The sequence below is a fragment of the Bradyrhizobium sp. WSM4874 genome, from assembly GCF_055811835.1.
The window spans coordinates 65,847-89,639 of record NZ_JBVVPR010000018.1; the positions used below are offsets into that span (position 1 = coordinate 65,847).

At 64.8% G+C, this 23,793-nt stretch carries 16 protein-coding genes; 13 read left to right on the top strand and 3 right to left on the bottom strand.

Going from position 1 to position 23,793, the window contains the following annotated elements:
• The first annotated feature begins 146 nt into the window (after positions 1–146).
• From AC0L3P_RS19755 to AC0L3P_RS19810, 12 genes are all read left to right on the top strand, one after another.
• Entirely contained in the window at positions 147–668 is a 522-nt protein-coding gene (locus AC0L3P_RS19755) for a PAS domain-containing protein (protein WP_473304193.1), read from the top strand.
• Positions 646–1,950, top strand: coding sequence for a methyl-accepting chemotaxis protein (locus AC0L3P_RS19760; protein WP_473304195.1), 1,305 nt, complete (start codon positions 646–648; stop codon positions 1,948–1,950). The genes AC0L3P_RS19755 and AC0L3P_RS19760 overlap by 23 nt, the downstream gene beginning before the upstream one ends.
• A gap of 287 nt (positions 1,951–2,237) precedes the next feature.
• The gene (locus AC0L3P_RS19765) at positions 2,238–5,507 is read left to right on the top strand and encodes a transglutaminase family protein (RefSeq protein ID WP_473304199.1); all 3,270 of its coding nucleotides are present in this window, start codon (positions 2,238–2,240) and stop codon (positions 5,505–5,507) included.
• A 27-nt stretch (positions 5,508–5,534) separates the two neighbouring features.
• Positions 5,535–8,060: a circularly permuted type 2 ATP-grasp protein gene (locus AC0L3P_RS19770; protein WP_473304203.1), complete on the top strand. Its 2,526-nt coding sequence runs from the start codon at positions 5,535–5,537 to the stop codon at positions 8,058–8,060.
• Positions 8,057–8,935 (top strand): transglutaminase family protein, encoded by an 879-nt coding sequence (locus AC0L3P_RS19775; protein ID WP_473304205.1) that lies wholly within the window; start codon positions 8,057–8,059, stop codon positions 8,933–8,935. Before AC0L3P_RS19770 ends, AC0L3P_RS19775 begins: the two co-directional genes overlap by 4 nt.
• Before the next feature lie 217 nt (positions 8,936–9,152).
• On the top strand, positions 9,153–9,980 hold the full coding sequence (locus tag AC0L3P_RS19780; protein WP_275170586.1) for a metal-dependent phosphohydrolase: 828 nt from the start codon (positions 9,153–9,155) through the stop codon (positions 9,978–9,980).
• 12 nt (positions 9,981–9,992) lie between these two features.
• Complete coding sequence (locus tag AC0L3P_RS19785) at positions 9,993–10,883, top strand: alpha/beta fold hydrolase (protein WP_473304208.1); 891 nt, start codon at positions 9,993–9,995, stop codon at positions 10,881–10,883.
• 137 nt (positions 10,884–11,020) lie between these two features.
• The gene (gene folE / locus AC0L3P_RS19790; protein ID WP_473304210.1) at positions 11,021–11,647 is read left to right on the top strand and encodes a GTP cyclohydrolase I FolE; all 627 of its coding nucleotides are present in this window, start codon (positions 11,021–11,023) and stop codon (positions 11,645–11,647) included.
• A 26-nt stretch (positions 11,648–11,673) separates the two neighbouring features.
• Positions 11,674–13,197, top strand: a complete 1,524-nt coding sequence (locus tag AC0L3P_RS19795) for an FAD-dependent oxidoreductase (protein WP_473304213.1) — start codon at positions 11,674–11,676, stop codon at positions 13,195–13,197.
• Positions 13,198–13,325: 128 nt separating this feature from the next.
• A complete protein-coding gene (locus AC0L3P_RS19800) occupies positions 13,326–13,901 on the top strand; it encodes an HdeD family acid-resistance protein (protein ID WP_354056349.1) in 576 nt (191 codons plus the stop codon).
• Positions 13,902–14,013: 112 nt separating this feature from the next.
• Positions 14,014–15,222 (top strand): ABC transporter substrate-binding protein, encoded by a 1,209-nt coding sequence (locus AC0L3P_RS19805; protein ID WP_354056347.1) that lies wholly within the window; start codon positions 14,014–14,016, stop codon positions 15,220–15,222.
• 195 nt (positions 15,223–15,417) lie between these two features.
• Entirely contained in the window at positions 15,418–16,632 is a 1,215-nt protein-coding gene (locus tag AC0L3P_RS19810; protein ID WP_354206951.1) for an acyl-CoA dehydrogenase family protein, read from the top strand.
• Positions 16,633–16,686: 54 nt separating this feature from the next.
• Here AC0L3P_RS19810 and AC0L3P_RS19815 read toward each other — a convergent pair whose 3' ends face one another.
• Positions 16,687–18,024 carry an epoxide hydrolase family protein gene (locus tag AC0L3P_RS19815; protein WP_473304216.1) on the bottom strand — a complete coding sequence of 446 codons (1,338 nt, stop codon included), beginning with the start codon at positions 18,022–18,024 and terminating at the stop codon, positions 16,687–16,689.
• 639 nt (positions 18,025–18,663) lie between these two features.
• On the opposite strand from AC0L3P_RS19815, the gene AC0L3P_RS19820 reads away from it, so the two are divergent.
• Positions 18,664–19,155 carry a septal ring lytic transglycosylase RlpA family protein gene (locus AC0L3P_RS19820; protein WP_473304218.1) on the top strand — a complete coding sequence of 164 codons (492 nt, stop codon included), beginning with the start codon at positions 18,664–18,666 and terminating at the stop codon, positions 19,153–19,155.
• Between the two features lie 101 nt (positions 19,156–19,256).
• On the opposite strand, the gene AC0L3P_RS19825 is transcribed toward AC0L3P_RS19820, so the two are convergent.
• Positions 19,257–21,227 (bottom strand): AI-2E family transporter, encoded by a 1,971-nt coding sequence (locus AC0L3P_RS19825; protein ID WP_473304220.1) that lies wholly within the window; start codon positions 21,225–21,227, stop codon positions 19,257–19,259.
• A gap of 749 nt (positions 21,228–21,976) precedes the next feature.
• Complete coding sequence (locus AC0L3P_RS19830) at positions 21,977–23,716, bottom strand: methyl-accepting chemotaxis protein (RefSeq protein WP_473304224.1); 1,740 nt, start codon at positions 23,714–23,716, stop codon at positions 21,977–21,979.
• Positions 23,717–23,793 lie beyond the last annotated feature (77 nt).

The following is a 23,793-nucleotide window of genomic DNA, read 5'->3' on the forward strand; positions in this document are numbered from 1 at the left end:
GACGCTCCTAAGTAATGATACGGAGCCGTCAAGTGATCACGGGCGTTCCCGCGGTCACACCTGATTAACATCTTCTGCCGTAATCCCTGGAGCGATGCGAGCTCCACTCATGTGGGGCGTTCGCCCTTCGTGAGGATTCGTCAACGATGACGCGTGCGATACGGCCGACCGGCGTGGAATATCTCCTCGGAGAGGAGGAGCTGATCGTGTCGAAGACCGATCTCAAAGGCCGCATCACCTACGCCAACGATGTCTTCATCCGGATGGCGAAGTACTCCTGGAAGGAGCTGATGGGCGCCCCCCACAGCCTGATCCGCCACCCCGAGATGCCACGCTCCGTCTTCAAGCTTTTGTGGGACACGCTTCAGTCCAGGCAGGAGATCTTCGCCTACGTCGTCAACCTCGCGAAGGACGGCAGCCATTACTGGGTGTTCGCCCACGTCACGCCGACATTCGACGAGCGTGGCAATATCGTCGGCTATCACTCCAACCGTCGCAAACCCGATCCTGCGCAGATCGAGCGTATCAAGCCGATCTACAAGGCGCTCTGCGCGGAAGAGGCGCGGCATGCCAATGCCAAGGACGGCATGCATGCGAGCTTCGAGGCGATGGTCGGGCTGCTCAAGCAACAGGGTGTCGGTTACGATGAATTTGTGCTCTCTCTCTAAGGCGCAGGGAGCGACCGCGCTCGCATCCGTCCTTGCCGTCGTTGCGTTCGTGCTCTCGCTCGCCGGCGCCACCGGAATTTCCGGCGCGGCGTTGCTGGGCGCGACGGTCGTGCTGCTCGTCTATGCCGTCTGGTGCCAGCACCGCACGGCGCTGGCCGTCGACGAGGTGGCAGACGTGTGCCGCAAGGCCGCGCGTGGCGACCTCGAGGCGCGCATCCTCAGCATCCGCCAGGCCGGACGGATCGGCGCCATTCAGAAGTCGGTCAACGACATGCTCGACATCACCGATGCCTATTTGCGGGAAGCTTCGGCGTCGATGGACTATGCGAGCCGCGGTAAATATTTCCGCAAGATCCTCGCGCGCGGATTGCCCGGCTCGTTCCGCCGTTCAGCCACCGTCATCAATTCCGGCACCGACAGCCTCGGCCGCCGCGTGGTCGAGATCGCGGATCTCGCAAAGCAGTTCGGCACGCATCTCGACCAAGTCGCCGGCACTCTGATGGGCGCGGCGACCGATCTCGAATCCGACGCCGGCCAGATGGCGGCGGCGGCCGAGAAGACCAGCCGGCAGACCTCCGGCGTGCTCAGTGCGTCCGACCAGGCCTCGCGCAACGTCGCCACCGTCGCGAGCGCCGCGGAGCAGCTCGCATCATCGATCGCCGAGATCAGCCGCCAGGTGGCCGGCTCGACCACGAGCACGGGGCGGGCGGTGAACGAAGCCAATCGTGCCGGCAGCGAGATTCGCACGCTTGCGGATGCGGCGATGCGGATCGGCGACGTGGTTAAGCTGATCAGCGAGATCGCCGAGCAGACCAATCTGTTGGCGCTCAACGCCACCATCGAAGCCGCGCGGGCAGGCGAGGCCGGCCGCGGCTTCGCCGTGGTCGCATCCGAGGTCAAGAGCCTCGCCAACCAGACCGCGAAAGCGACCGAGGAGATCAGCGCCAAGGTCGGCGAGATGCAGCAATCGACCACCAATTCGGTCGCCGCCGTCGAGGCGATCGCGCAGACCATCACCGAGATCAACGGCATCACCGCCTCGATCGCGACTTCGATCGAGCAGCAGGGTCTCGCCACCCGTGAGATCGCCCGCAACGTCCAGGAAGCCTCGGCCGGCACCTCGCAAATGTCCTCCAACGTCACCGGCATCAGCGAAGCCGCCGCCGACACCGGCCGCGTGGCGAGCCGCGTCAACAGCGCCTCCGAACGCGTCCATGGCGAGGTCGAGACGCTCCGGCGCGAGGTGACGCAGTTCCTGCAACGGCTGACGTCAGCGGCGTAGGACATCGCGGAGAGGACGCGCATTCTTCCCCTCTCCCCTTGTGGGAGAGGGTGGCTCGCCGCTCAGCGGCGAGACGGGTGAGGGGTCTCTCTCCGCGCGCACCTCTCACGCCGGAATTCGCGGAGGCGTACCCCTCATCCGGCGCTTCGCGCCACCTTCTCCCGCAAGGGGAGAAGGAAGAAAGCGACCGCCCGCACCTGTCGTAGGCACCCTTTGCCCGTTGTTAGTGCTTGATCGAGGTCACCAGCGGTGTTCTGCTCAAAAAAGCTGCTGGAGTACCGCACCCCGTGTCGATCTACGTCGCATTACACCACGTCACGCACTACAAATACGACCGCCCGATCGATCTCGGCCCGCAGACCATTCGTCTGCGACCGGCGCCGCATACCCGCACGCCGATCCTGAGTTATTCGCTCAAGGTCACTCCGGCCAATCATTTCGTGAACTGGCAGCAGGATCCGCTGGGCAATTGGATCGCGCGTTACGTCTTTCCGGAGAAGACGACCGAGCTCAAGATCGAGGTCGATTTCACGGCGCAGATGACTACGGTCAATCCGTTCGACTTCTTCGTCGAGCCCTATGCCGACAGCTTTCCGTTCGAATATACGCAAGATCTCAAGACGGAGCTCGCGCCTTATCTCGAGACCGTCAAGCCCGATCGGCTGTTCGCGAAATATCTCGACACGATCCCGCCCGAAGCCCCGAACACCGTCAATTTCCTGGTCGATCTCAACAGGGAGTTGCAGAAAAGGATCGGCTACGTCATCCGCATGGAGGCGGGCGTGCAGACGCCGGAGGAGACGCTCTCCTCCGCGGCTGGCTCGTGCCGCGACTCCGCCTGGCTCCTGATCCAGACCTTCCGTCACCTCGGTCTCGCCGCCCGTTTCGTCTCCGGCTATCTGATCCAGGTCCGTCCCGACATCGATCCGATCGAGGGACCGCCGGAGGTTGAGAACGATTTCACCGATCTCCACGCCTGGGCGGAGGTCTACCTGCCGGGCGCGGGCTGGATCGGATTCGACGCGACCTCGGGCATGCTCGCGGGCGAGGGCCACATCCCGGTCGCAGCGACGCCGCACTATCGCTCGGCCGCGCCGATCTCCGGCGGCGCCGGCTTCGCCGAGGTCGAATTCGCCTTCGACATGAGCGTCAAGCGCATTCGCGAGGCGCCGCGCATCACAAAACCGTTCTCCGACGAATCCTGGATACGGCTCAACGATCTCGGCGAGCAGGTCGACGGCGATCTTGCGGCGCAGGACGTGCGTCTGACCATGGGCGGCGAGCCGACCTTCGTCTCCGTCGATGATCTCGAAGGCGCCGAGTGGAACACGGACGCCGTCGGTCCTACTAAGCGCGGGCTCGCCGACGATCTGATCCGCCGCCTGCGCGCGCGTTTCGGACCCGGGGGCCTGCTGCACTTCGGTCAGGGCAAATGGTATCCGGGCGAAAGCCTGCCGCGCTGGGCGTTTGGCCTGTACTGGCGCAAGGACGGCGTACCGATCTGGAAGAATGCCGACCTCATCGCCAGCATCGAAAATCCGCGGCCGGCGCAGGCCAAGGATGTCCAGGCGTTCGTGGAAGGCGCGGCGCTGCGGCTTGGTCTCGATCCCGGCTACATCATGCCGGCCTATGAGGACACCGCGTACTGGCTGCAGAAGGAATCCGAGCTTCCCGTCAACGTCGATCCGTCCGATTCCAAATTGTCCGATCCGGAGGCCCGCGCGCGGATGGCGCGGGTGTTCGAGCAGGGGCTCAACAACCCTCGCGGCTTCGTGCTGCCGGTGCAGCGCTGGAATGCGGCGCCGCGCTGGCGTAGCGAGCGCTGGCAGCTCCGGCGCAGTCATCTGTTCCTGATGCCGGGCGATTCGCCGCTCGGCCTGCGCCTGCCGCTGGACTCGCTCGGCTATGTCGCGCCCGATCAATATCCCTACATCGTCGAGCGGGATCCGATGGAGGCCCGCGGCAAGCTGCCGGTGTTCAGCCTTCCGGCGCGTCCGGACTCGCCGGAGCGGCTCGAGCCCGAACAGCTCAACACCTCGGTCCCGGTCCGCACCGCGATGTCGGTCGAGGTCCGCGACGGCGTGCTTTGTGCCTTCATGCCGCCGGTCGAGCAGATCGAGGATTATCTCGAGATGATCGCGGCGCTCGAAGCGACGGCCGAGGAGATGCAGCTCCAGGTCCACGTCGAGGGCTATCCGCCGCCATTCGATCCGCGCGTCGACGTCATCAAGGTGACGCCCGATCCCGGCGTGATCGAGGTCAACGTCCAGCCGGCAAAGAACTGGCGCGAGGCGGTCGACATCACCGTCGGGCTCTATGAGGATGCCGGCAAGACACGCCTCGGCGCCAACCGCTTCCTGGTCGACGGCCGCCACACCGGCACCGGCGGCGGCAATCACGTCGTGGTCGGCGGCTCGAGCCCGCAGGACTCGCCGTTCCTGCGCCGGCCTGATCTGTTGAAGAGCCTGGTGCTGCACTGGCAGCGTCATCCGGCGCTGTCCTATTTCTTCTCCGGCCTGTTCATCGGCCCGACCAGTCAGGCACCGCGCATCGACGAAGCCCGCCACGACAGCATTTACGAGCTCGAGGTCGCGCTCACGCACGTGCCGCCGCCGGGCGTTCAGGCGCCGCTGTGGCTGGTGGATCGCTTGTTCCGGCATCTCCTCGTCGACATCACCGGCAACACCCATCGCGCCGAGATCTGCATCGACAAGCTCTATTCACCGGACGGCACGACCGGCCGTCTCGGCCTGGTCGAATTCCGCGCGCTCGAAATGCCGCCGGATCCGCGCATGTCGCTGGCGCAGCAGCTGCTGATCCGCGCACTGATCGCAAAATTCTGGCGCGAGCCGCAACAAGGCAAGTTCGTGCGCTGGGGCACCGCGCTGCATGATCGCTTCATGCTGCCGCACTTCATCTGGGAAGATTTCCTCGAAGTGCTGACCGAGTTGAAGCAGTCCGGCTATCCGTTCGAGCCTGAATGGTATCTCGCCCAGCTCGAATTCCGCTTCCCCGCCTTCGGCCGCATCCATCATGGCGGCGTGACGCTGGAGCTGCGGCAGGCGCTGGAGCCCTGGCACGTGCTCGGCGAGGAGGGCTCGGCCGGCGGCACCGTGCGCTATGTCGACTCATCCGTCGAGCGGCTCCAGGTCAAGGCGGAGGGGTTCGTCGAGGGCCGCCATATCGTCACCTGCAACGGCCGTCGCCTGCCGATGACCGCCACCGGCCGCTCCGGCGAAGCCGTGGCCGGGGTCCGCTTCAAGGCCTGGCAGCCGGCCTCAGGCCTGCATCCGACCATTCCCGTTCACGCGCCCCTGACATTCGACCTCATCGATACCTGGAACGGCCGCTCGCTCGGCGGCTGCGTCTATCACGTCGCCCATCCCGGCGGCCGCAGCTACGACACCAAGCCGGTCAACACCTACGAGGCCGAGGCGCGGCGGCTGGCGCGCTTCCAGGACCACGGCCATACGCCGGGCCCGATGCAGCCGCCGCCTGAGGAACGCACAAATGAGTTTCCGCTGACCCTCGACTTGCGGACCCCGCTCCTGCAATGAGTATGATGCGGGGGCAGGGAGAGGCGCATGGCCGAGGGCGCAGCCGAAGAGGACGACAAGGCGGGTAGGGCGCAAGGTCAACGTGATGGCCAGCGCCGCTTTGCGCAATGGGTCCGCGACTACAAGCGCCTGCCCGGCATCCCCGACGAGTTTCTCGGCCCGGACGGCAAGCCCCGCGCGGTCTGGAGCCGCTTCTTCGACGCCTTCGGCGCGCTCGCGCCCGACGAGGTCGAGCGGCGGTTCGGCATGGCCGACCGTCATCTCCGCGAGGCCGGCGTCACCTATCGCGCGCCCGGCGAGAGCGCCGACCGCGCCTGGTCGATCAGCCATCTGCCGCTGCTGATCGACGAGGCCGACTGGAAGCAGCTGTCCGACGGCATCACCCAGCGCGCCGAGCTGCTCGAGCTCGTGCTGCGCGACATCTATGGCGAGGGCCGCCTCGTCGCCGAAGGCGCGTTGCCGGCGGCCGCGATCGCGGGCAGCCCCGAATATCTCCGTCCCGTCTGCGGCGTGCCGCCGCCGGGCGGGCGCTATCTCTCGCTTTATGCCGCCGATGTCGGCCGCGGGCCCGACGGCCGCTGGTGGGTGCTCGGCGACCGCACGCAGGCGCCGTCGGGCGCGGGCTATGCGCTGGAGAACCGCCTGGTGCTTTCGCGCGCGTTCTCGGATCTCTACAAGTCGATGAACGTGCCGCGCGTCGCGCCGTTCTTCGAGGCGTTTCGCGACAGCCTTCGCGCGCGCGCCGACCGCGACGAGCCGCGGATCGGCGTGCTCACGCCGGGCAGCTTCAGCGAGACCTATTTCGAGCACGCGACGCTGGCGCGCTATCTCGGCTTCCTGCTGGTCGAGGGCGACGATCTCGCCGTCAGCGACAACCATATCCACATTCGCACGGTTGCGGGTCTCAAGCGCCTCGACGTGCTGCTGCGCCGCGTCGATTCCAATTCGCTCGATCCGCTCGAGCTCGATGCCTCCTCGCGGCTCGGGGTCGCCGGCCTGATCGACGTGCTGCGCAAGGACGGCGTCGTCGTCGCCAACATGCCGGGATCGGGCGTGCTGGAGGCGCGCGCGATGCTCGGCTTCCTGCCGGCACTCAGCCGCCGCCTGCTTGGCGAGGAACTGAAGATGCCCCACATCGCGACCTGGTGGTGCGGCCAGCGCTCAGCGCGCGACGAGGTGTTGTCGCGGCTCGACGAGGTCGCGATCGAAGGCGCCTATCGGCGCGGCGTTCCCGGTTTCGACAGCAACGGTCCGGTGCTCGCGAGCGAGCTCGACGCCGCCGGCCGCCGGCGCCTGAGCGACGCCATCGCCGCGCGCGGCATGGACTATGTCGGCCAGGAGGTGGTGCGGCTCTCGACCATGCCGGTGTGGGAGCAGGGGCAGATCACGCCGCGTCCCTTCGTGCTGCGCGTGTTCGCGGCCGCGACGCCCGACGGCTGGGCCATCATGCCAGGCGGCTTCTGCCGGATCGCCGAGCAGCCGGATGCGCGCGCGGTGTCGATGGGCGACGGCGCGCGTTCCGCCGACGTCTGGGTGGTCTCGGACAAGCAAGTCTCGACCGCGACGCTGCTGCCTGCGGTCGACAAGGTGCGCATCCGCCGGATCGCGGGCGTGCTGCCGAGTCGCGCCGCCGACAATCTGTTCTGGCTCGGCCGCTATCTCGAACGCGCCGAGGCGACGTTGCGGCTGGTGCGGGCGCTGGGCTCGCCGAGCGGGCCCAACAAGGGCACCGCGGCCTCGCTGCAATCGGCGGAGCGTATCCAGCGCCTGCTGGTGACCTGGGGCGCGATCTCGCAGACCTCGCGCGCGGCGCCCGGCCGTATCGTCGCCGAAGCGCTGCAGAGCCCGGAGCGTTTCGGCTCGGCACTGTCGCTGGTCCGCGCGGCCCAGCGCACGGCGACCTCCTTGCGCGAGCGGCTGTCGCCGGACGCCTGGCAAGTCATTACCGAGATGGCCGAGCGGCTGGCCGTCGAGGTCGAGGACGACGACAGCGTGCTGAGCGCGGCCGAGCTGACCTTGCAGGAGCTCGCGAGCTTTGCCGGCCTTGCGCATGAGAACATGAACCGCGCCGCCGGCTGGCGCTTTCTCGATATCGGCCGTCGCACCGAGCGCGCCATCAACACCACGCGTTTTGCGCGGCAGTTTGCCTATGACGAGGCCGGCGACGAGGATCTCGATATCCTGCTGACGCTGGTGGATTGCCAGATCACCTACCGCTCGCGTTATCTGCTGGCGCCGATCCTGGCGCCGGTGCGCGACCTCGCCGTGCTCGACAGCTACAATCCGCGTTCGGTGGCGTTCCAGGTGACGGCGCTGAATGAGCATATCGCCGCACTGCCGAGCCTGAAGGAGCACGGCCTGATCGAGAAGCCGCAGCGGCTTGCGGTCGCGATGCAGGCGATGCTCGCGACCGCGGAGGCCGAGAAGCTCGAGGTCAAGACGCTGTTCGCACTGGAGCAGGATCTGCTCAGCCTCGCCGAGGCGGTCGGGCAGCACTACTTCCCGCACGGCCCCAATGCCAGCCGGCCGGAAAAGCTGACGGGGCTCGCGTGATCTACGACATCCGTCACGTCACAACTTACGAATACGAGAGTCCGGTCAGCTTCGCCCGCTGCACGCTGCGGCTGGAGCCGAGGAGCGGCCATGGCCAGGAGCTGATCTCGCACAAGGTCGAGATCCGTCCGCGCCCCGCGGAGCGTAGCGTCCGGCGCGATTTCTTCGGCACCCTCACCGAGAGCGTGGTGATCGAGGCCGCGCATCGCACTCTGCGCATCGATTCCCGCTCTCGCGTGAAGGTGTCGCGCCAGCCGCCGGCGCGCGCCGCTGCCAGTCCGGGCTGGGAGAGCATTCGCGACATCGCCTTCGAGGCGACGAGCCTCGGGCCGTCCTCGCCGGTCGGCTATGTCTTTGCGAGCCCGCTGGTGCCGGTGCTGGGACCGGTTAGTGCCTATGCGGCGGAAAGCTTCGCGCCCGGCGCGGGCGTCCTCGCCGGGGCGGTCGATCTGATGCATCGCATCCGCACCGAATTTCGCTACGATCCCAAGGCGACGGTGATCTCGACGCCGCTCAACGAGGTCTTCGTCAAGCGCCATGGCGTCTGTCAGGATTTTGCCCATGTGATGATCGCGGGCTTGCGCGGGCTGGGCCTGCCCGCGGCCTATGTCAGCGGATATTTGCGCACCATTCCGCCGGCGGGCCAGCCGCGCCTGCAGGGCGCTGACGCGACCCATGCCTGGGTGTCGCTGTGGTGCGGGGAGGAGCTTGGCTGGGTCGATTTCGATCCGACCAACGATCTTATGGTTGCTGGCGACCATATCGTGCTCGCGGTCGGCCGCGACTTTTCCGACGTTTCGCCGGTCGACGGCATCATCGTCGGCTCGCCGAAGCAGAAGCTCGACGTCGCCGTCGACGTGCTGCTGGTGGAATGATTGCGGGTCCTGCCGTGCCCGCGACGCCCTAGCCTGGGTGTATCGAACCGGCACCGCAACTGCGATATCGCGGGGCACAACCGCAAACATATTTGCGTGTTTACGCCCCCGGGTTTTGCCAGTCGGCCAAGATGGGCTATGCTGGCGCCTGCGTCGAGGACGAGAATGAGACGTCGGGAGTTGATGTGGGACACCACCGACAGACGGGGCTGCATCCATGATGACGTTACCGAGACTGGCGGCGGAATCCCTGGAGAAGACGCTGGGTTCGTTCATGCGCCGCAGGTACGGCGATTCTCCGGCAAACATCGTCGAGAGCGCAACCCGCACCGCGATGGAATGCATCGGAAACAGCGACGCTCTCTATCATAATGTCGAACATACGATGCTGGTCACGCTCGCGGGCCATTCCATCCTGAGCGGCCGGTATCTTCATATTCATCTCTCGGCCGAGGATTACGTCCACGTCCTGATCGCGTGTCTTGCCCATGACATCGGCTATGTCCGCGGCCTGTTCGAAGAAGATGACGAGGACGGTTTTTTGGTCGATGCGGCAGGCACCAAGGTCTCCCTGCCCCGCGGCTCATCAGATGCCAGCCTGATGATGTATCATGTCGACCGATCCAAGCTGTACGTCATGCGCCGGCTGCAGCACATTCCAGGGCTTGATCCGGAACGCATCGCCCGCGCCATCGAGGGGACACGGTTTCCGGCCCGGGAAGGCCAGGACTATGACGACGACGCCTCGATCCTGCGCGCCGCCGACTTCATCGGCCAGCTCGGCGACCCCAACTATCTGCGCAAGGCCAACGCGCTCTACTACGAATTCGAAGAAGTCGGCATGAACCGCCAGCTCGGCTACGATTCGCCGGCCGACATCGTGAACCGCTATCCGCAGTTCTATTGGAATAGCGTCGCGCCGCACATCCAGACCGAGATCGGCTACCTCAATAAGACCGAGATCGGGCGGCAGTGGATCGCCAACCTCTACAGCAACGTGTTCCGCGCCGAGCGCGACATCACGTTGTCCGGGCCGCAAAAATAGCTTCGCCTTGTAATGCAACAAAAAACAATTACCACCGATATCCTCGACATCGCCTATCGCGAATACGGCGCGCCGGACGGCTGGCCCTGCATCATGGGTCACGGCTTTCCCTACGACGTCAACGCCTATGCCGAGACCGCGCCGATCATTGCGCAAGCGGGCGCGCGGGTGCTGGTGCCCTGGCTGCGCGGCTACGGGCCGACGCGATTCCGCTCCGCTGCGACATTGCGCTCCGGCGAGCAGGCGGCGCTGGGCGCCGATCTCCTGGCCTTCATGGATGCGCTTGGAATCTCTCGCGCAGTGGTCGGCGGTTACGACTGGGGCGGGCGCGCGGCCTGCGTGGTCTCGGTGCTGCATCCGGAGCGCGTGATCGCCCTCGTCTCGGGCAATTCCTACAACATCCAGAACATCGCGCGTTCGATGGAGCCGGCTTCGCCAACGGAGGAGGCGGCGCTCTGGTATCAATATCTCTTCCACAACGAGCGCGGCCGCCGCGCGCTGGAGCGCAACCGGCGCGGTTTTGCGCGCCAGCTCTGGTCGATGTGGTCGCCGACATGGGCCTTCGACGATGCGACGTTCGAGACCAGCGCGATGTCCTTCGACAATCCTGATTTCGTCGATGTCGTGATCCACTCCTATCGACATCGTTACGCGCTGGTCGCGGGCGATCCCGCCTATGCCGCGATCGAGGCGAAGCTCGCCGCCCAGCCGCCGGTTCGGGTGCCGACCATCGCGATCGACGGCGACAGCGACGGTGTCAATTCCGGCACCGCGCACCATGCACGCAAATTCGAGGGCTTTTTCGAGCGGCGCGTCTTTACAGGGGCCGGCCACAATTTGCCGCAGGAGCGGCCGGCCGAATGGGCGCGGGCCGTGCTCGATGTGCGGAAAGCGGCCTCATAGAGCCGGGTTTCTCGTCCCTCAGTCTTGCCGCTCTCGCGGATTCCAATTTTTCCTGGTCCCGGGAACCTTTTCCAATCGCAGCCGTCCAAGCTGTGGGGCCGCTTTCTGTACGCGGTTCGGTGCAGGGGAGGTTTTCGATGAAGACACAAACGCGCAGGCTGGAACGTGTCGCGGTCGCGCAGGCGCCGAGCGAGCGGCCTGAGAGGACGGAGGTCGAGCAGGCGATCCGGACCATGATCCGCTGGGCCGGCGACGATCCCGAGCGCGACGGTCTGCGCGAAACGCCGGACCGGGTCGCGCGTGCCTTCGAGGAGTATTTCTCCGGCTATGCGCAGGATCCGACCGAAATCCTGCAAAAGACGTTTGAGGAGATCGAAGGCTATGACGAGATGATCGTCCTGCGCGGCGTTCGCTTCGAAAGCCATTGCGAGCACCACATGGCACCGATCGTCGGCCGCGCCTGGGTCGCTTATATTCCGCAAGGGCGCGTCGTCGGCATCTCCAAGCTCGCGCGTCTCGTCGACATCTACGCCAAGCGCCTTCAGATCCAGGAGAAGATGACGGCGCAGATCGCCAACACGATCAACGATGTGCTGAAGCCCGAAGGCGTCGGCGTCATCATCAAGGCAACACATCACTGCATGACCACGCGCGGCGCGCACAAGCCCGGGACCGATCTCGTCACCAGCCGCATGCTCGGCGTGTTCCGCGATAATGCGTTGACCCGCCAGGAGCTGCTGGGGCTGGCCAATTCGGACGATTGATCGCGATGGCTCAAGGAGGCAACGCCATGACCGAGGACAAGAAGCCAAGCGGCCCCGACCTGAGCCGAGGCGTGACGCTCGCCGCGTTCAAGGATGGCAAATTGCTCGGCCATGTCGGCGAGGAAGACGTCCTGCTGGTGCAGGCCGGCGGCGAGATCTTTGCGATCGAGCCGACCTGCAGCCACTATCACGGTCCGCTCGCCGAAGGGCTGGTGGTTGGCGACACCATCCGCTGCCCCTGGCATCACGCCTGCTTCTCCTTGCGGTCAGGCGAGGCGAGCCGTCCGCCGGCGCTGAATGCGTTGGCGGTGTGGGAGGTCTCGCGCGATCAGGACAAGATCGTGGTTCAGCGCAAGCGCGAGGTGCCGAAGCCTCCGGCGCCTCACCGGACAGCGCCAACGCCGGAAAAATTCGTCATCATCGGCGGCGGCGCGGCGGGTTTCGCGGCGGCGCAGACGCTCCGTCGCGAGGGCTTTGCCGGCGCCATCACGATGCTGAGCAATGACAGCGCGATGCCGGTGGACCGGCCCAATCTCTCCAAGGATTACCTCGCCGGCAACGCGCCGGAGGATTGGCTGCCGCTGCGGGGCGAGGACTATTATCGGGACGCCGGCATCGATCTCAGGCTCAACACGAATGTCGCCGCGATCGAGGCGAAGACGCGTAGCGTGACGCTGGGCAACGGCGACAGGCTGCCGTTCGACCGGCTGCTGCTCGCGACCGGCGCCGAGCCGGTCAGATTGCAGATTCCGGGTGCCGACCAGCCTCATGTCCACACCCTGCGCGCCGTCGCCGACAGCCGCGCCATCATCAAGGCGGCCGGCGGCGCCAAGCGTGCGCTGGTGATCGGCGCCAGCTTCATCGGCCTCGAAGTTGCGGCCTCCTTGCGGGCACGCAAGATCGAGGTGCACGTGGTCGCGCCGGACGAACGGCCGATGCAGAAGGTGCTCGGTCCCGAGATGGGCGACTTCGTGCGCGCGCTGCATGAGGAGAATGGCGTCAACTTCCATCTCGAGGACGCGGTGGAAAAACTGGACGGCACGCGCGCCACGTTGAAGAGCGGCGGCGTGATCGAGGCCGAACTGGTCGTGGTCGGCATCGGCGTCAAGCCGCGCCTTGCGCTCGCCGAGCAGGCGGGGCTTGCGGCCGACCGGGGCGTCAGCGTCAGCGAATATCTGGAGACCAGCATAGCCGGTATCTTTGCGGCCGGTGACATCGCGCGCTGGCCCGATCCGCATTCGCGGCAAACCATCCGCGTCGAGCACTGGGTCGTGGCGGAGCGGCAAGGCCAGACCGCGGCGCGCAACATGCTCGGCAAGCGCGAGCGCTTCGAGGCCGTGCCATTCTTCTGGTCGCAGCACTATGACGTGCCGATCAACTATGTCGGCCACGCCGAGAGCTTCGACGACATCGCGATCGACGGCAGCATTTCCGGCAAGGACTGCCTGCTGAAGTATCGCAAGGGCGGCCGAGTCCTTGCGATTGCTTCAATTTATCGCGATCTCGACAATCTCAAGGCCGAGCTGGAGATGGAGCGGACGCGCGGCTGAGGTGCCGCATCCGATCTTGATTTGCGTCAATGTTGCTGCCCGCGAGGGCTGCTGTGCTGGCTGTCTCCGGTGCGGCGCGCGCTATTCTGGCCTGTGCCCGCTGGCTTCCCACGCAGGAGTGGCCCATCATGACAAATGCCTCGGATATCTCCCATCCTTCCAGCCTGGGCTCCGGCATCGCGGCCTTGCATGGCAAATGGGGATGGATCGTCGCTCTCGGCGTGGTCTATCTCATTGCCGGATTCGTCGCGCTCGGCAGCATGGTGATGGCGACTGTGGCGAGCGTGATCGTGGTTGGCGCCATGATGATCGTCGCAGGCGCGGCCGAAATCATCGGTGCGTTCCAGATGAAGAGCTGGGGCAAGTTCGTGATCTGGGCCTTGCTCGGCGTGCTCTACATCGTCGCGGGCTTCCTGACCTTCGCGAACCCGCTGTTTGCTGCGGCGCTGCTGACCCTGTTCCTTGGCGCCTCACTGCTCGCCTCCGGCGCGGTCAGGCTGTTTCTCGCCTTCAGCATGAAGCGCGAAAGCCCGTGGGTCTGGGTGGCGCTGTCGGCCGTCGTCACGCTGCTGCTCGGGCTGTTGATCCTGGCACGTTGGCCGGTGAACAGCGTCTACATCCTCGGCCTGTTTCTCGGCATCGACCTGATCATGGCGGGCGCGGGCTGGGTCAGCCTGGGCTTCAGCCTGAAGCGGCGGCACTGATCAGCAACTCGACGCAAGACCCTCTCGCGGAACTCCGCTGATCTGACGTGCTGGCAAAAAGCAGCACGTCGCGCTTTCCGACTCGCGCGGCGATCATCACCGGGGAGAAACCATGAAAGCCGCTTTGGCCCTGGCTGCAGCGCTGGCTGCCTGCCTGTCCACGCCTGTCTCCGCGCAAAAATCCTACGGTCCCGGTGTCAGCGACACCGAGATCAAGATCGGCAACACCATGCCCTATAGCGGCCCCGCATCGCCGCTCGGCATCACTGGCAGGGTGATCTCGGCCTATTTCGACGAGGTCAACGAGAAGGGCGGGATCAACGGCCGCAAGCTCAATCTCCTGTCGCTCGACGACGCCTTCTCGCCGCCGAAGACCATGGAAGCGGCGCGGCGTTTGGTCGAGGGCGACGGCGTCGCCTTCATCTTCGCGACCATGGGCACCGCGCCGAGCTCGGCGATTGCGAAATATCTCAACAGCAACAAGGTGCCGCAGCTGTTTCTGATCAGCTCGGCCTCGAAGTGGAACGACCCCGCCAACATGCCGTGGTCGATGGCGCTGCCGTGGGCACCGAACTACACCAGCGAGGCCGCCATCGACGTCGCCTATGCCCGCGCCAAGAACCCGAACGCGCGCTTCGCGGTGCTCTATCAGAACGACGACGCCGGCAAGGAATATCTGCGCGGCGTCAAGGAAGCGCTTGGTGCCGACGCCGACAAGGCGATCGCGATGGCGTCGAGCTTCGAGGTGGCCGACCCCACCGTCGATTCCCAGGTGCTGACGCTCGCCAACACCAAGGCCGACGTATTCATGATCTATTCGGTGACGCCGCGCGCCTGCGCCCAGGCGATCCGGAAAGCGCATGAAGTCGGCTGGCAGGCGACGCGCTTCCTCGCCTCGGGCTGCGCCAACAAGGCCACCGTGATGGTCCCCGCCGGCCTCGATGCCGGCAAGGGCGTGCTCTCGCTCGGCTCGCTCAAGCCGTTCGTCGAGGCGCCGAAGAACGATCCGGCGATGACGGCCTATATCGACTTCATGAAGAAGCGCCTGCCCAATGCCGACGTCAACAACGTCGCGGGTCTCTACGGCTACACCGTCGCCGAGGCACTGGTGGTCTTGCTGAAGCAGTGCAAGGATAATCTGACGCGCGAGAACATCATGGCGCAGGCGGCCAATTTGAAGAACGTGCCGCTGTCGCTGCTGATGCCCGGCATCACGCTCAACACCACGCCGCAGGATTTCCGCCCAATCAAGGACGGCTATATGCTCCAGTTCGACGGCAACGACTGGATCGTCGCGAGCGAGCTGCTGCGCGGCACGTGAGGGACTGCGGGCGCGACCGCACAAACGGTGCACCCTCTCCCCTTGTGGGAGAGGGTGCATCGCCGCGAAGCGGCGAGCCGGGTGAGGGGTCTCTCTCCGCGCGCGAAGCTGTTTATTGCGTTCGCGGAGAGAGACCCGTCATCCGGCGCTTCGCGCCACCTTCTCCCGCAAGGGGAGAAGGAAAAGGAGGACACCATGGACTTTCACCACTCCGAGCGTTCGCTCGAGCTGCAGGAGCGCGTCCGCCGGTTCATGCGGACGCATGTCGAGCCGGTCGAGGCGCTCTATTACGAGCAGGTCAAGCCGGAGGCGACACGCTACAAGACGCCGCAGATCCTTCAGGACCTGAAACGGCTGGCGCGCGAGCAGGGGCTTTGGAATCTGTTCCTCTCCGGCGAGCACGGTCCGGGCCTCAGCAATCTCGAATATGCGCCGGTGAAGGAGATCATGGGCCGCATCCTCTGGGCGCCCGAGGTGTTCAATTGCTCGGCGCCCGATGTCGGCAACATGGAGGTGCTGGCCAATTACGGCACGCCGGCACAGCAGGAGCGCTGGCTGAAGCCGCTCCTGGAGGGGCGCATCCGCTCCGGCTTCTCGATGACGGAGCCGCAGGTGGCCTCCAGCGATGCCACCAACATCCAGTGCGAAATCAGGCGCGACGGCGGCGACTACGTCATCAACGGCCGCAAATGGTTCACCTCCGGCGCGATGAACGAGGATTGCGAGATCCTGATCGTGATGGGCAAGACCGCGCCCGACGATCCCGATCGCCACCGCCAGCAATCCATGATCCTGGTGCCGAGAGCGACTCCCGGCGTGCGCATCGTCCGCGACATGCTGACCTACGGCTACGACGACGCGCCGGTCGGCCATCCCGAGATCGTCTACGAGAACGTTCGCGTGCCCGCGGAGAACATCCTGCTCGGCGAGGGCCGCGGCTTCGAGATCGCGCAAGGCAGGCTCGGTCCCGGCCGTATCCATCATTGCATGCGGCTGATCGGCTGCGCCCAGCGTGCGCTGGAATTGATGTGCCAGCGCGCGGTCTCCCGCACGGCATTCGGCAAGCCGCTCGCAGAGCAAGGCTCGGTGCGCGAGGACATCGCACACTCATTCTGCGAGATCGCGCAGGCGCGCTTGCTGACGTTGCAAGCCGCCGACAGGATGGACCGCGAAGGCAACAAGATGGCGCGCGACCTGATTGCCGCCGCCAAGATCGTGGTGCCCAGCATGGCCGCCCGCGTTATCGACCGCGCCATCCAGATCCACGGCGCCGCCGGCGTCTCGCAGGACACGTTCCTGGCCCGCGCGTATGTCTACGCCCGCTTCATCCGGATCGGCGACGGACCGGATCAGGTGCATCTGGCCGCGGTGGGGAAGGAGCTGATCAAGCGCGGCGGGATGATGGGCTAAGCAACGCCCTCCGCAGTTAGATCGCCACCTTGCCGGCGACGCCCTTGACCACGGTCACTGGACCAGATGTGCGGGCCGAAGCGGCCTGAATGCGGCGCGGAGCTCGGCGGAGAAAAGCGCCGGCTGCTCCCAGGCAGCAAAATGACCGCCTTTGTCGACCTCGTGGAAGTAGGTCAGGTTGCGATAGGCCCGCCGGGCCCACGTCTCCGGGGCTTGATAGCTCTCGCCCGGGAAGACCGTGATGGCCACCGGCAGCGAAATCTCCGCAGTCTTCTCCGGACCTGCAAGGGCGGGACTGCGCCCGCTATATTCCCAGTAAAGTCGCGCCGAGGAGGTGGCGCTGTTCGTCAGCCAGTACAGCGTGATGTCGTCGAGTACCTCGTCGCGGGATTTTTCGGAGTCGGTGCCGTCAAATTTCCAATGCGAGAAGCCGGGGTGCCCGAGCATCCAGGCAGCCAGACCGGCGGGAGAATCCGTCAAGCCGTAGCCGATCGTTTGCGGCCTGGTTCCCATCATCAGCGCGTAGGACCGGTTGCCCATCTTGCCGGCCGCACTGAATGCATCGAACGCTGCGCGCTCTTTGGCGGAAAGGTCTGCCGGGGCGGGCCCGCCGGCCGCCAGGATCGCGGCAATATCGGGCGGGACGATCGCCGGCAAATTGATATGGATGCCGAGCAGTCCTGCCGGCGCCAGCCGTGCCATCGCACTCGAGACCGGCGAGCCCCAGTCCCCGCCCTGCGCGACATAGTGGGTGTAGCCCAATCGCTTCATCAGTTCCGCCCAGATGCGCGCCGTGCGGTCAGGACCCCAACCGGTATCGACCGGCTTGCCAGAGAAGCCATAGCCGGGCATCGACGGGATCACGACGTCGAACGCGTCTTCGGGCCGGCCTGCATGGGCCGTTGGATCGGTGAGTGGATCGATCAGCTTGAGCTGCTCGAAGACCGATCCCGGCCAACCATGGGTTATGACGACAGGGAGGGCATTGCGATGTTTGGAGCGGACATGAATGAAGTGGATATCGATGCCGTCGATGTTCGTGACGAACTGCGGAAGCCGATTCATTCTCGCTTCGATCTGTCGCCAGTCATAGGCCGTCCCCCAATAGTCGACGAGGGACCGGAGCTTCGCCAGCGGGATACCTTGGGACTGATCGGAAACAGTCTCGCGATCGGGCCATCGCGTCGCCAACACGCGTCGGCGAAGCTCGGCAAGGTCCTCCTCCGGCACGGCAATGTGGAAGGGCCGAATTGTGCTTTCGCCCGCGGCCGCCGCTCTACGCAGTGGAAACACGCTCGTGGAAATCACCGCTGCAATTCCAACCGCTGCGGTGCTCAAAAGCGCGCGCCGGCTTCTGTCGATGGTGTTATCGGAATTGTATGGCATCGGCATGGGACCGCCTCCTGGCTGCAGGCGATCGGAGCCTGCGGAGCAGGGCAGTCCTTCGTCTGGCTCTGCAACATGGCTCGGAAGCTGGTCAATAGCTCGTTAAGGCTTGTTAGATGCTGTGAGCAGTTGCGACTGATGCCGGGCAAGGTGAAGAAGACAAGCTCAGCATTTCTGTCCCATGTCCTAGACACGGACGGAGCGAACAAGCTGACCGGATCTGTGCGTCGGCTCGTTGTCCCGGAACGTGTTCAGCATCGCGCCTTGCTGCGCAAGGACATTGCAAACTCCCTCTGCGACATCGCGCAAGCAAGCCATCTCACGCTAGGAGGCTGCCTCCGCCGCAGCGTCGCTGCGATGATCGCTTCTGCAACGACAACGTCGATGAGTATGAAACCACGGTCAGGCCGACGAGCGCACCGGTTGTCCTGATTGGTGCCGCCGTGAGAGTCATGTCGTCGCACTATTCACTGTCGCTCTCGTCGTCATGCTGTTGACGCAATGTCTGTCTTAGACGGCGACAACTAAAAACACCGTGCTGGAACTGTTGCGGTTCCTACAACGGTTCCGGAGCCAGGGGTTGGCTCCACCCGCAATATGATTTGCGGCATCGGAACCGAACAATCGAAAATCACAGGAGATATAATGGGGTTCCGATCGAGCGCCGCAGTTTGCGGCGCCGTGGTTGCGCTTGCCGTTTCCGTTCCTATTGCGCGATGTGAAGCTGGTGGGGTTCACTCAAGCGCTGCCGACGATGCCGCTTCCGGGGAAGCGATCGTTGGCGCGGCATCCATGTACAATCCGTTCAAGCCTGGCAAAGAGGAGGGCGGCCCGAAGACGGCCTCCGGCGAGCGCTATGATCCCTCAGTCTGGTCGGCTGCAATCAAGACGAGCTTGCGTAAGAAATTCGGTGGGGTCCAATTTGGCGCGAAGCCGAAATACGCCCTCGTCGAGGCTGTCGGCAAGAAGGTCATCGTCAGGATAAATGATGTGGGACCGCTAAGGCCTGGCCGCATCATCGACTTCAATGAGCGGACCATGCGCCATTTCGATCCGAGCCTGGAGCGCGGAGTCATTCCTGACGTAAAAGTCCGGCCGCTTGCCGGCGGCGATTGGACCCCCGGACCGGTTGGTTGAATCGCGCAGTACGAACGAAGGTCGCGGGCGCCGCGCCATCGCCATGATGACATCATGGTTTGCTGCGCGCCCGGAGCAGCCATATCTGCGCGTCTAAACTACTAAGCGGCCGTGATCTTCGAAGTCTGGCCTTCGGCTCCTGTGCCAAGGCCATCCACACCCGTCGCCTCTATGCAGAGTTTAAGCGCCCCGCCCAGAGTTGCAGCAGCCAAATCCGCTTTGGCACCTTCCCGCAGAGTTTCCAGCGCCGCTGGGTCGATGTCCTTCATCCAGCAACCCAGAATGATTGTAGCGTTCGGCAATTTACGGCGAAGCCGTCGCACCGAGTAACGCATATGGGCAGGACTACTTGCGTCCATATAGACAAGACAGGCAATGGCGACCCCGGCGGTCTCCAACCGGAAGATATTCGCCGTCGATAACGCTCCCGCTGCTTCAACTCGTGCCGACAAGCCATGCGCATTCGTCAGTTGAGCCAGCATGATCGCAGCGGCTTCGTCGATCGGATTTCGTCCAGCCAGGCAGAGCACGGGATGATCGCCTTGCCATTCGGAAGGCAAGTCCTCCTTGCGCAGAACCCGCAGACTCTCATAAGGCGCGTCCTCAGCCACGCCTTCTATGGCAGATGTAGCTTCGACATCTGTGGTCGGGTTGACCTTCGGCGACGGACGTTCATCCTGCTCCGAAATGTTATTGGCAAATTCTTGGACTGCATCCCTGATCTTGGTCAGCCGGTCGGGAGCCAGAGCGCCGCGCTCGGCATCCGCTTGAGCCAGCTGCAGTCCTCGCAGGGCGACTTCGTCGTAATAGGAGCCAAGAGATCGCTCCTTCAAGAACTCCTCGGCCTTTGCCGATGCTTCTGTCGGATCGCCGGCGAGCATCCGCTGATAGAATATCTCAGGCGGAGAGAGCGCTGGTCGGTCTCCAAACATGACGTCCAGGAACTCCAGGCGCTCGACATGGCGGCCCAGTACGACCAGACACACTGTAAGGGGTGTTGCCAGAACGAGGCCGATCGGACCCCAGAGCGCCGTCCAGAACGTCGCAGAAGCGACAACGGCCACCGGCGACAGTCCCGTGCTGTGTCCATAGACCATCGGCTCCAGCACATGGCCGACGACGGGCTCCACCACCACGAACAGCGCGATCGTCCAAAGCAGCATCGTCCAGGTTGGATCGACCGCGACCGCGAGAGCGAGAGGAAAGGCGGCGGCGATGACCGCCCCAATGTAAGGCACGAAGCGCAGCACTGCTGCCAGAATGCCCCACAGGATCGCGCTTGGAACGCCGATCAGCCACAGACCCATTCCGATGATGATGCCGAAGCCCCCGTTCACGAGAAGCTGGATGAGGAAAAGCCGGCTGAGGCGGCTCGCCGCGTCATCAAGGGCAGCCGTGGTGCGCTGCAGGTCATCCGAACCGGCCAGCCTGATCAGACGATTACGAAGATCCTCGCGCTGAAGCAAAATGAAGATCACGAATATGACGATGATCCCGGTCGTTGCGAGCGGATGAAGCAATGGTGAAATCAGCGTTTGCAAGCTCTCCAGCGCGCCGGGATCGGGCTGGAGCACTTCCACAGGAACGGGCTTCGGCTGGGCCGCTTTCGGAGCTGCTATGGTCCCCAACGAATTCGCGGCCTCCTTCGGCTTGTCGAGCTCCTTGCTGAGGTCCTTCAACATGCTGGAAGCTCGCTCGAGCGTGCCTCGACCGGCGGTGGTCTCACGGAAGGATTGGATCTTCTCGCTTATTGTGGACTGATATCGCGGCAAATCGCCGGCCAGCTGCGCGAGTTGGGTAGCGAGGAGACTGCCCATCGCAAATATGAATGCGAAGGCGATTACGACCACGCTCACCACAGCCAAACTGCGTGGAATGCGCAGACGCTGAACCAGTCGAACCAGGGGCGCCAGCACGAAGCTGAGCAAGACAGCCAGCGCTATCGGAATGATGATCTCGCGACCATAATACAGCACCATGACAATGATCGACGCGAGAATGGCCATCGCCACGGCGCTCAATAGGGAAATCAGCTCTTCCGGTGTTCGTGCTTTGAATGGCTGCCTGATCACAGCTCCTCGCTAGGCCGGGAAAGACGGCGAGTTGTTGAGGGTTCAGTGAGTTCGGACCGCACATCTTTGGGAAGGTCGTCTAGTCCTGACATGACGCAACCTGTCGAAGTCGATGCATGAGCTTCAGGCCGGTTTGCGAGGCCGGCCACAACTGACCAGGCCCGATCGGCTAGGGCTACGATCCCGACGGGTACGCATTGTTGCCATGAGCATCTGGAGCGGACGATGTTGCGCTGACGGCGGCATTGAATCGGGAGCGCCAAGCCACGTTGGGGATGAACAAGCCACGCCGGGTTTAGTTCCGCGCGCTGCTCCAAGAGCGCGGTATGGCGCCCCGCTTAGCTCGCGCTAGCGATTCGGCGTGTGATCTTTCCGGCCTGCTTCCCGCCGAAAAGCCTGAGCATTTGGGCCGCTTCCAAGGATCATTGTCTCCTGCATCGCTTCCGATAAACCCAGGTGGTGGCGATAGCAAAAAGCCGCGGACTGCTCCGCGGCTTTGGTTCACAGGGAGGCGGCCTCAGCCAGCCTTCGGCTTCTCACGATCTGCCGGCCCAGCGCGGAAGGCTCCAGCATTGACATCATGCCCCTGTTTTGCCCGACGAGTCAAATGTCATTTCGTAAAATACGAATAGCTTTGGACTAGAGCCAAGCCATTGATATCGCCATCCCCGGCTACTGCGCATGGGGTTGTTTTCGCGTTTTTTGGTGGAGCGACCCCGCCGCCGGCTCTGCTGGCGATCGACGTGCTGCTATCCCGCCTTGGCGATACGGCCGTCCGCTGCGCCCGAGCGCAGGTTCTGGAAGAACTTCTCCACCTCGCGCGATAGCGTCTCCGCCGTCTCGGTCACGCTGCTCGCAGCCGTCAGCACCGAGGAGGCCGCAGTGTCGGTCTCGCCGATGGCGTCGCGGAGCGAGCTGATGTTGGCGACGAGGGTCTCGTTGCCTTGGGCGGCCGATTGCGCGTTGGACGAGATCTCGCGCGTGGCGGCGTCCTGCTGGCCGATGGCGCCGGCGATCGCCGAGGTGACGTCGTTGATCTCGCGCACCGCGCCGCCGATCTCGCGGACGGCGTCGACCGCGTTGCGGGTGGAGGACTGGATCATCGAGACGTTCTCGCTGATGTCGGCGGTCGCCTTCGCGGTCTGGCCTGCGAGTGCCTTGACTTCGTGTGCGACGACGGCAAAGCCGCGGCCGGCATCGCCCGCGCGCGCCGCCTCGATGGTGGCATTGAGCGCGAGCAGATTGGTCTGCTCGGCGATCGCCTGGATCAGGCTGAGCACGCCGTCGATGCGTTGCGTGGCGGCCGCCAGGCTCTCGATCTCGGCGATCGATTTCTCGGTGCGCTGGCCGGTCTGCTCGACCGCGCTGGCGGATTGCCGCACCTGGCGGCCAATCTCCACCACCGACGCAGACAGCTCCTCGGCCGCGCCTGCAACCGCCGTGACGTTGTGAGAGGCCTGCTCGGTGGCGTTCGCCGCCGTGCCGGCGCGGCTGCTCGCGTCCGCGGTGACGCGGGTGATGGTCTGCGCCGTCTCGCGCATGACGGATGCGTTGTCGCTGAGGCCGCGCATGATTGCGCCGATCGCCTCGCGAAACGCGTCGACGGATTGCTCGATGTGGCGGGCGCGCTCCTCGCGCGCGGCGGAGTCCTGCGAGACCTGCGAGGCGAGGTTGCGGTTACGCCCCATCGCGTCCTGGAAGATCTGGATCGCGCGTGCCAGTGCGCCGATCTCGTCGGCGCGGTGGCTATGGGGCACCACGACGTTCTCGGCGCCGTCAGCGACCTGCTTGATGGTCGCGGTGATGGCGGAGAGGGGGCGTGCGATCGACCGGGCGATGATGACGATGCCGATCACGACGAGGGCGAGCGCCACGCCGGCGAGGCAGGTCAGGACGAAGGACAGCGTGCGATTGGTCTCGGTCTCGTGCCCTATTTGCCTCGCGCGCTCGGCATAGACCTTGGACAGCGCCTCGAGATCCTTGTTCAGCGCCGAGCGCACGGCGCGGTTGGCGTCGTTGTCGCCCCATTCGCGGCCCGCGGCCGCATTGATCTCGACGCCGCGGCGCACCAGCTCTTTGCGAAACTCGACGAACTGCTCGATGCGCTTCTTGAACGTGGCGAACTGCTCGGCATCGTCAGCCTTGACGATGGTCTCCCAGCGCTTCACGACGTCGAGGATCTGGGCGTTGAACTTGAGCAGGCCCTCGCCGTATTTCTTCACCACGGCCGGTTCAGTCGACATGTAGACGCCGCGCGATTCCATCACGACCGCGTAGACCAGCGAGTTGACCCGCTCGACATTCAGCGCGGCGGCGTTCGCGGTCTCGATTGCGTTCGTCAGGTCGGCGCCGCGGCGGCTGTTGTAGTCGGACAGCATCGCGATCGCCGCCGTGAGCAGCGCGAACAGCGCGAAGATCGCGTAGAGCTTGGTCGCAAGCGTGAAGCGGCCGGCGAGGCCGGTGGCATTCCCAGATTGGTCGATTGTCATGGTTTTCAGAGGCCCGAATGGCCGGAAGCGGCCCGGAGAGCGCAGTCGTACAAATTGATGCAAAACTATGCAGAATG

Excerpts from the sequence above, each read along its gene's own strand:
- AC0L3P_RS19755 (WP_473304193.1), top strand. The coding sequence starts at position 147 with ATGACGCGTGCGATACGGCCGACCGGCGTGGAATATCTCCTCGGAGAG.
- AC0L3P_RS19760 (WP_473304195.1), top strand. The coding sequence starts at position 646 with ATGAATTTGTGCTCTCTCTCTAAGGCGCAGGGAGCGACCGCGCTCGCA.
- AC0L3P_RS19770 (WP_473304203.1), top strand. The coding sequence starts at position 5,535 with ATGGCCGAGGGCGCAGCCGAAGAGGACGACAAGGCGGGTAGGGCGCAA.
- AC0L3P_RS19780 (WP_275170586.1), top strand. The coding sequence starts at position 9,153 with ATGATGACGTTACCGAGACTGGCGGCGGAATCCCTGGAGAAGACGCTG.
- AC0L3P_RS19785 (WP_473304208.1), top strand. The coding sequence starts at position 9,993 with ATGCAACAAAAAACAATTACCACCGATATCCTCGACATCGCCTATCGC.
- folE (WP_473304210.1), top strand. The coding sequence starts at position 11,021 with ATGAAGACACAAACGCGCAGGCTGGAACGTGTCGCGGTCGCGCAGGCG.
- AC0L3P_RS19795 (WP_473304213.1), top strand. The coding sequence starts at position 11,674 with ATGACCGAGGACAAGAAGCCAAGCGGCCCCGACCTGAGCCGAGGCGTG.
- AC0L3P_RS19800 (WP_354056349.1), top strand. The coding sequence starts at position 13,326 with ATGACAAATGCCTCGGATATCTCCCATCCTTCCAGCCTGGGCTCCGGC.
- AC0L3P_RS19805 (WP_354056347.1), top strand. The coding sequence starts at position 14,014 with ATGAAAGCCGCTTTGGCCCTGGCTGCAGCGCTGGCTGCCTGCCTGTCC.
- AC0L3P_RS19810 (WP_354206951.1), top strand. The coding sequence starts at position 15,418 with ATGGACTTTCACCACTCCGAGCGTTCGCTCGAGCTGCAGGAGCGCGTC.
- AC0L3P_RS19815 (WP_473304216.1), bottom strand. The coding sequence starts at position 18,024 with ATGCCGATGCCATACAATTCCGATAACACCATCGACAGAAGCCGGCGC.
- AC0L3P_RS19820 (WP_473304218.1), top strand. The coding sequence starts at position 18,664 with ATGGGGTTCCGATCGAGCGCCGCAGTTTGCGGCGCCGTGGTTGCGCTT.
- AC0L3P_RS19830 (WP_473304224.1), bottom strand. The coding sequence starts at position 23,716 with ATGACAATCGACCAATCTGGGAATGCCACCGGCCTCGCCGGCCGCTTC.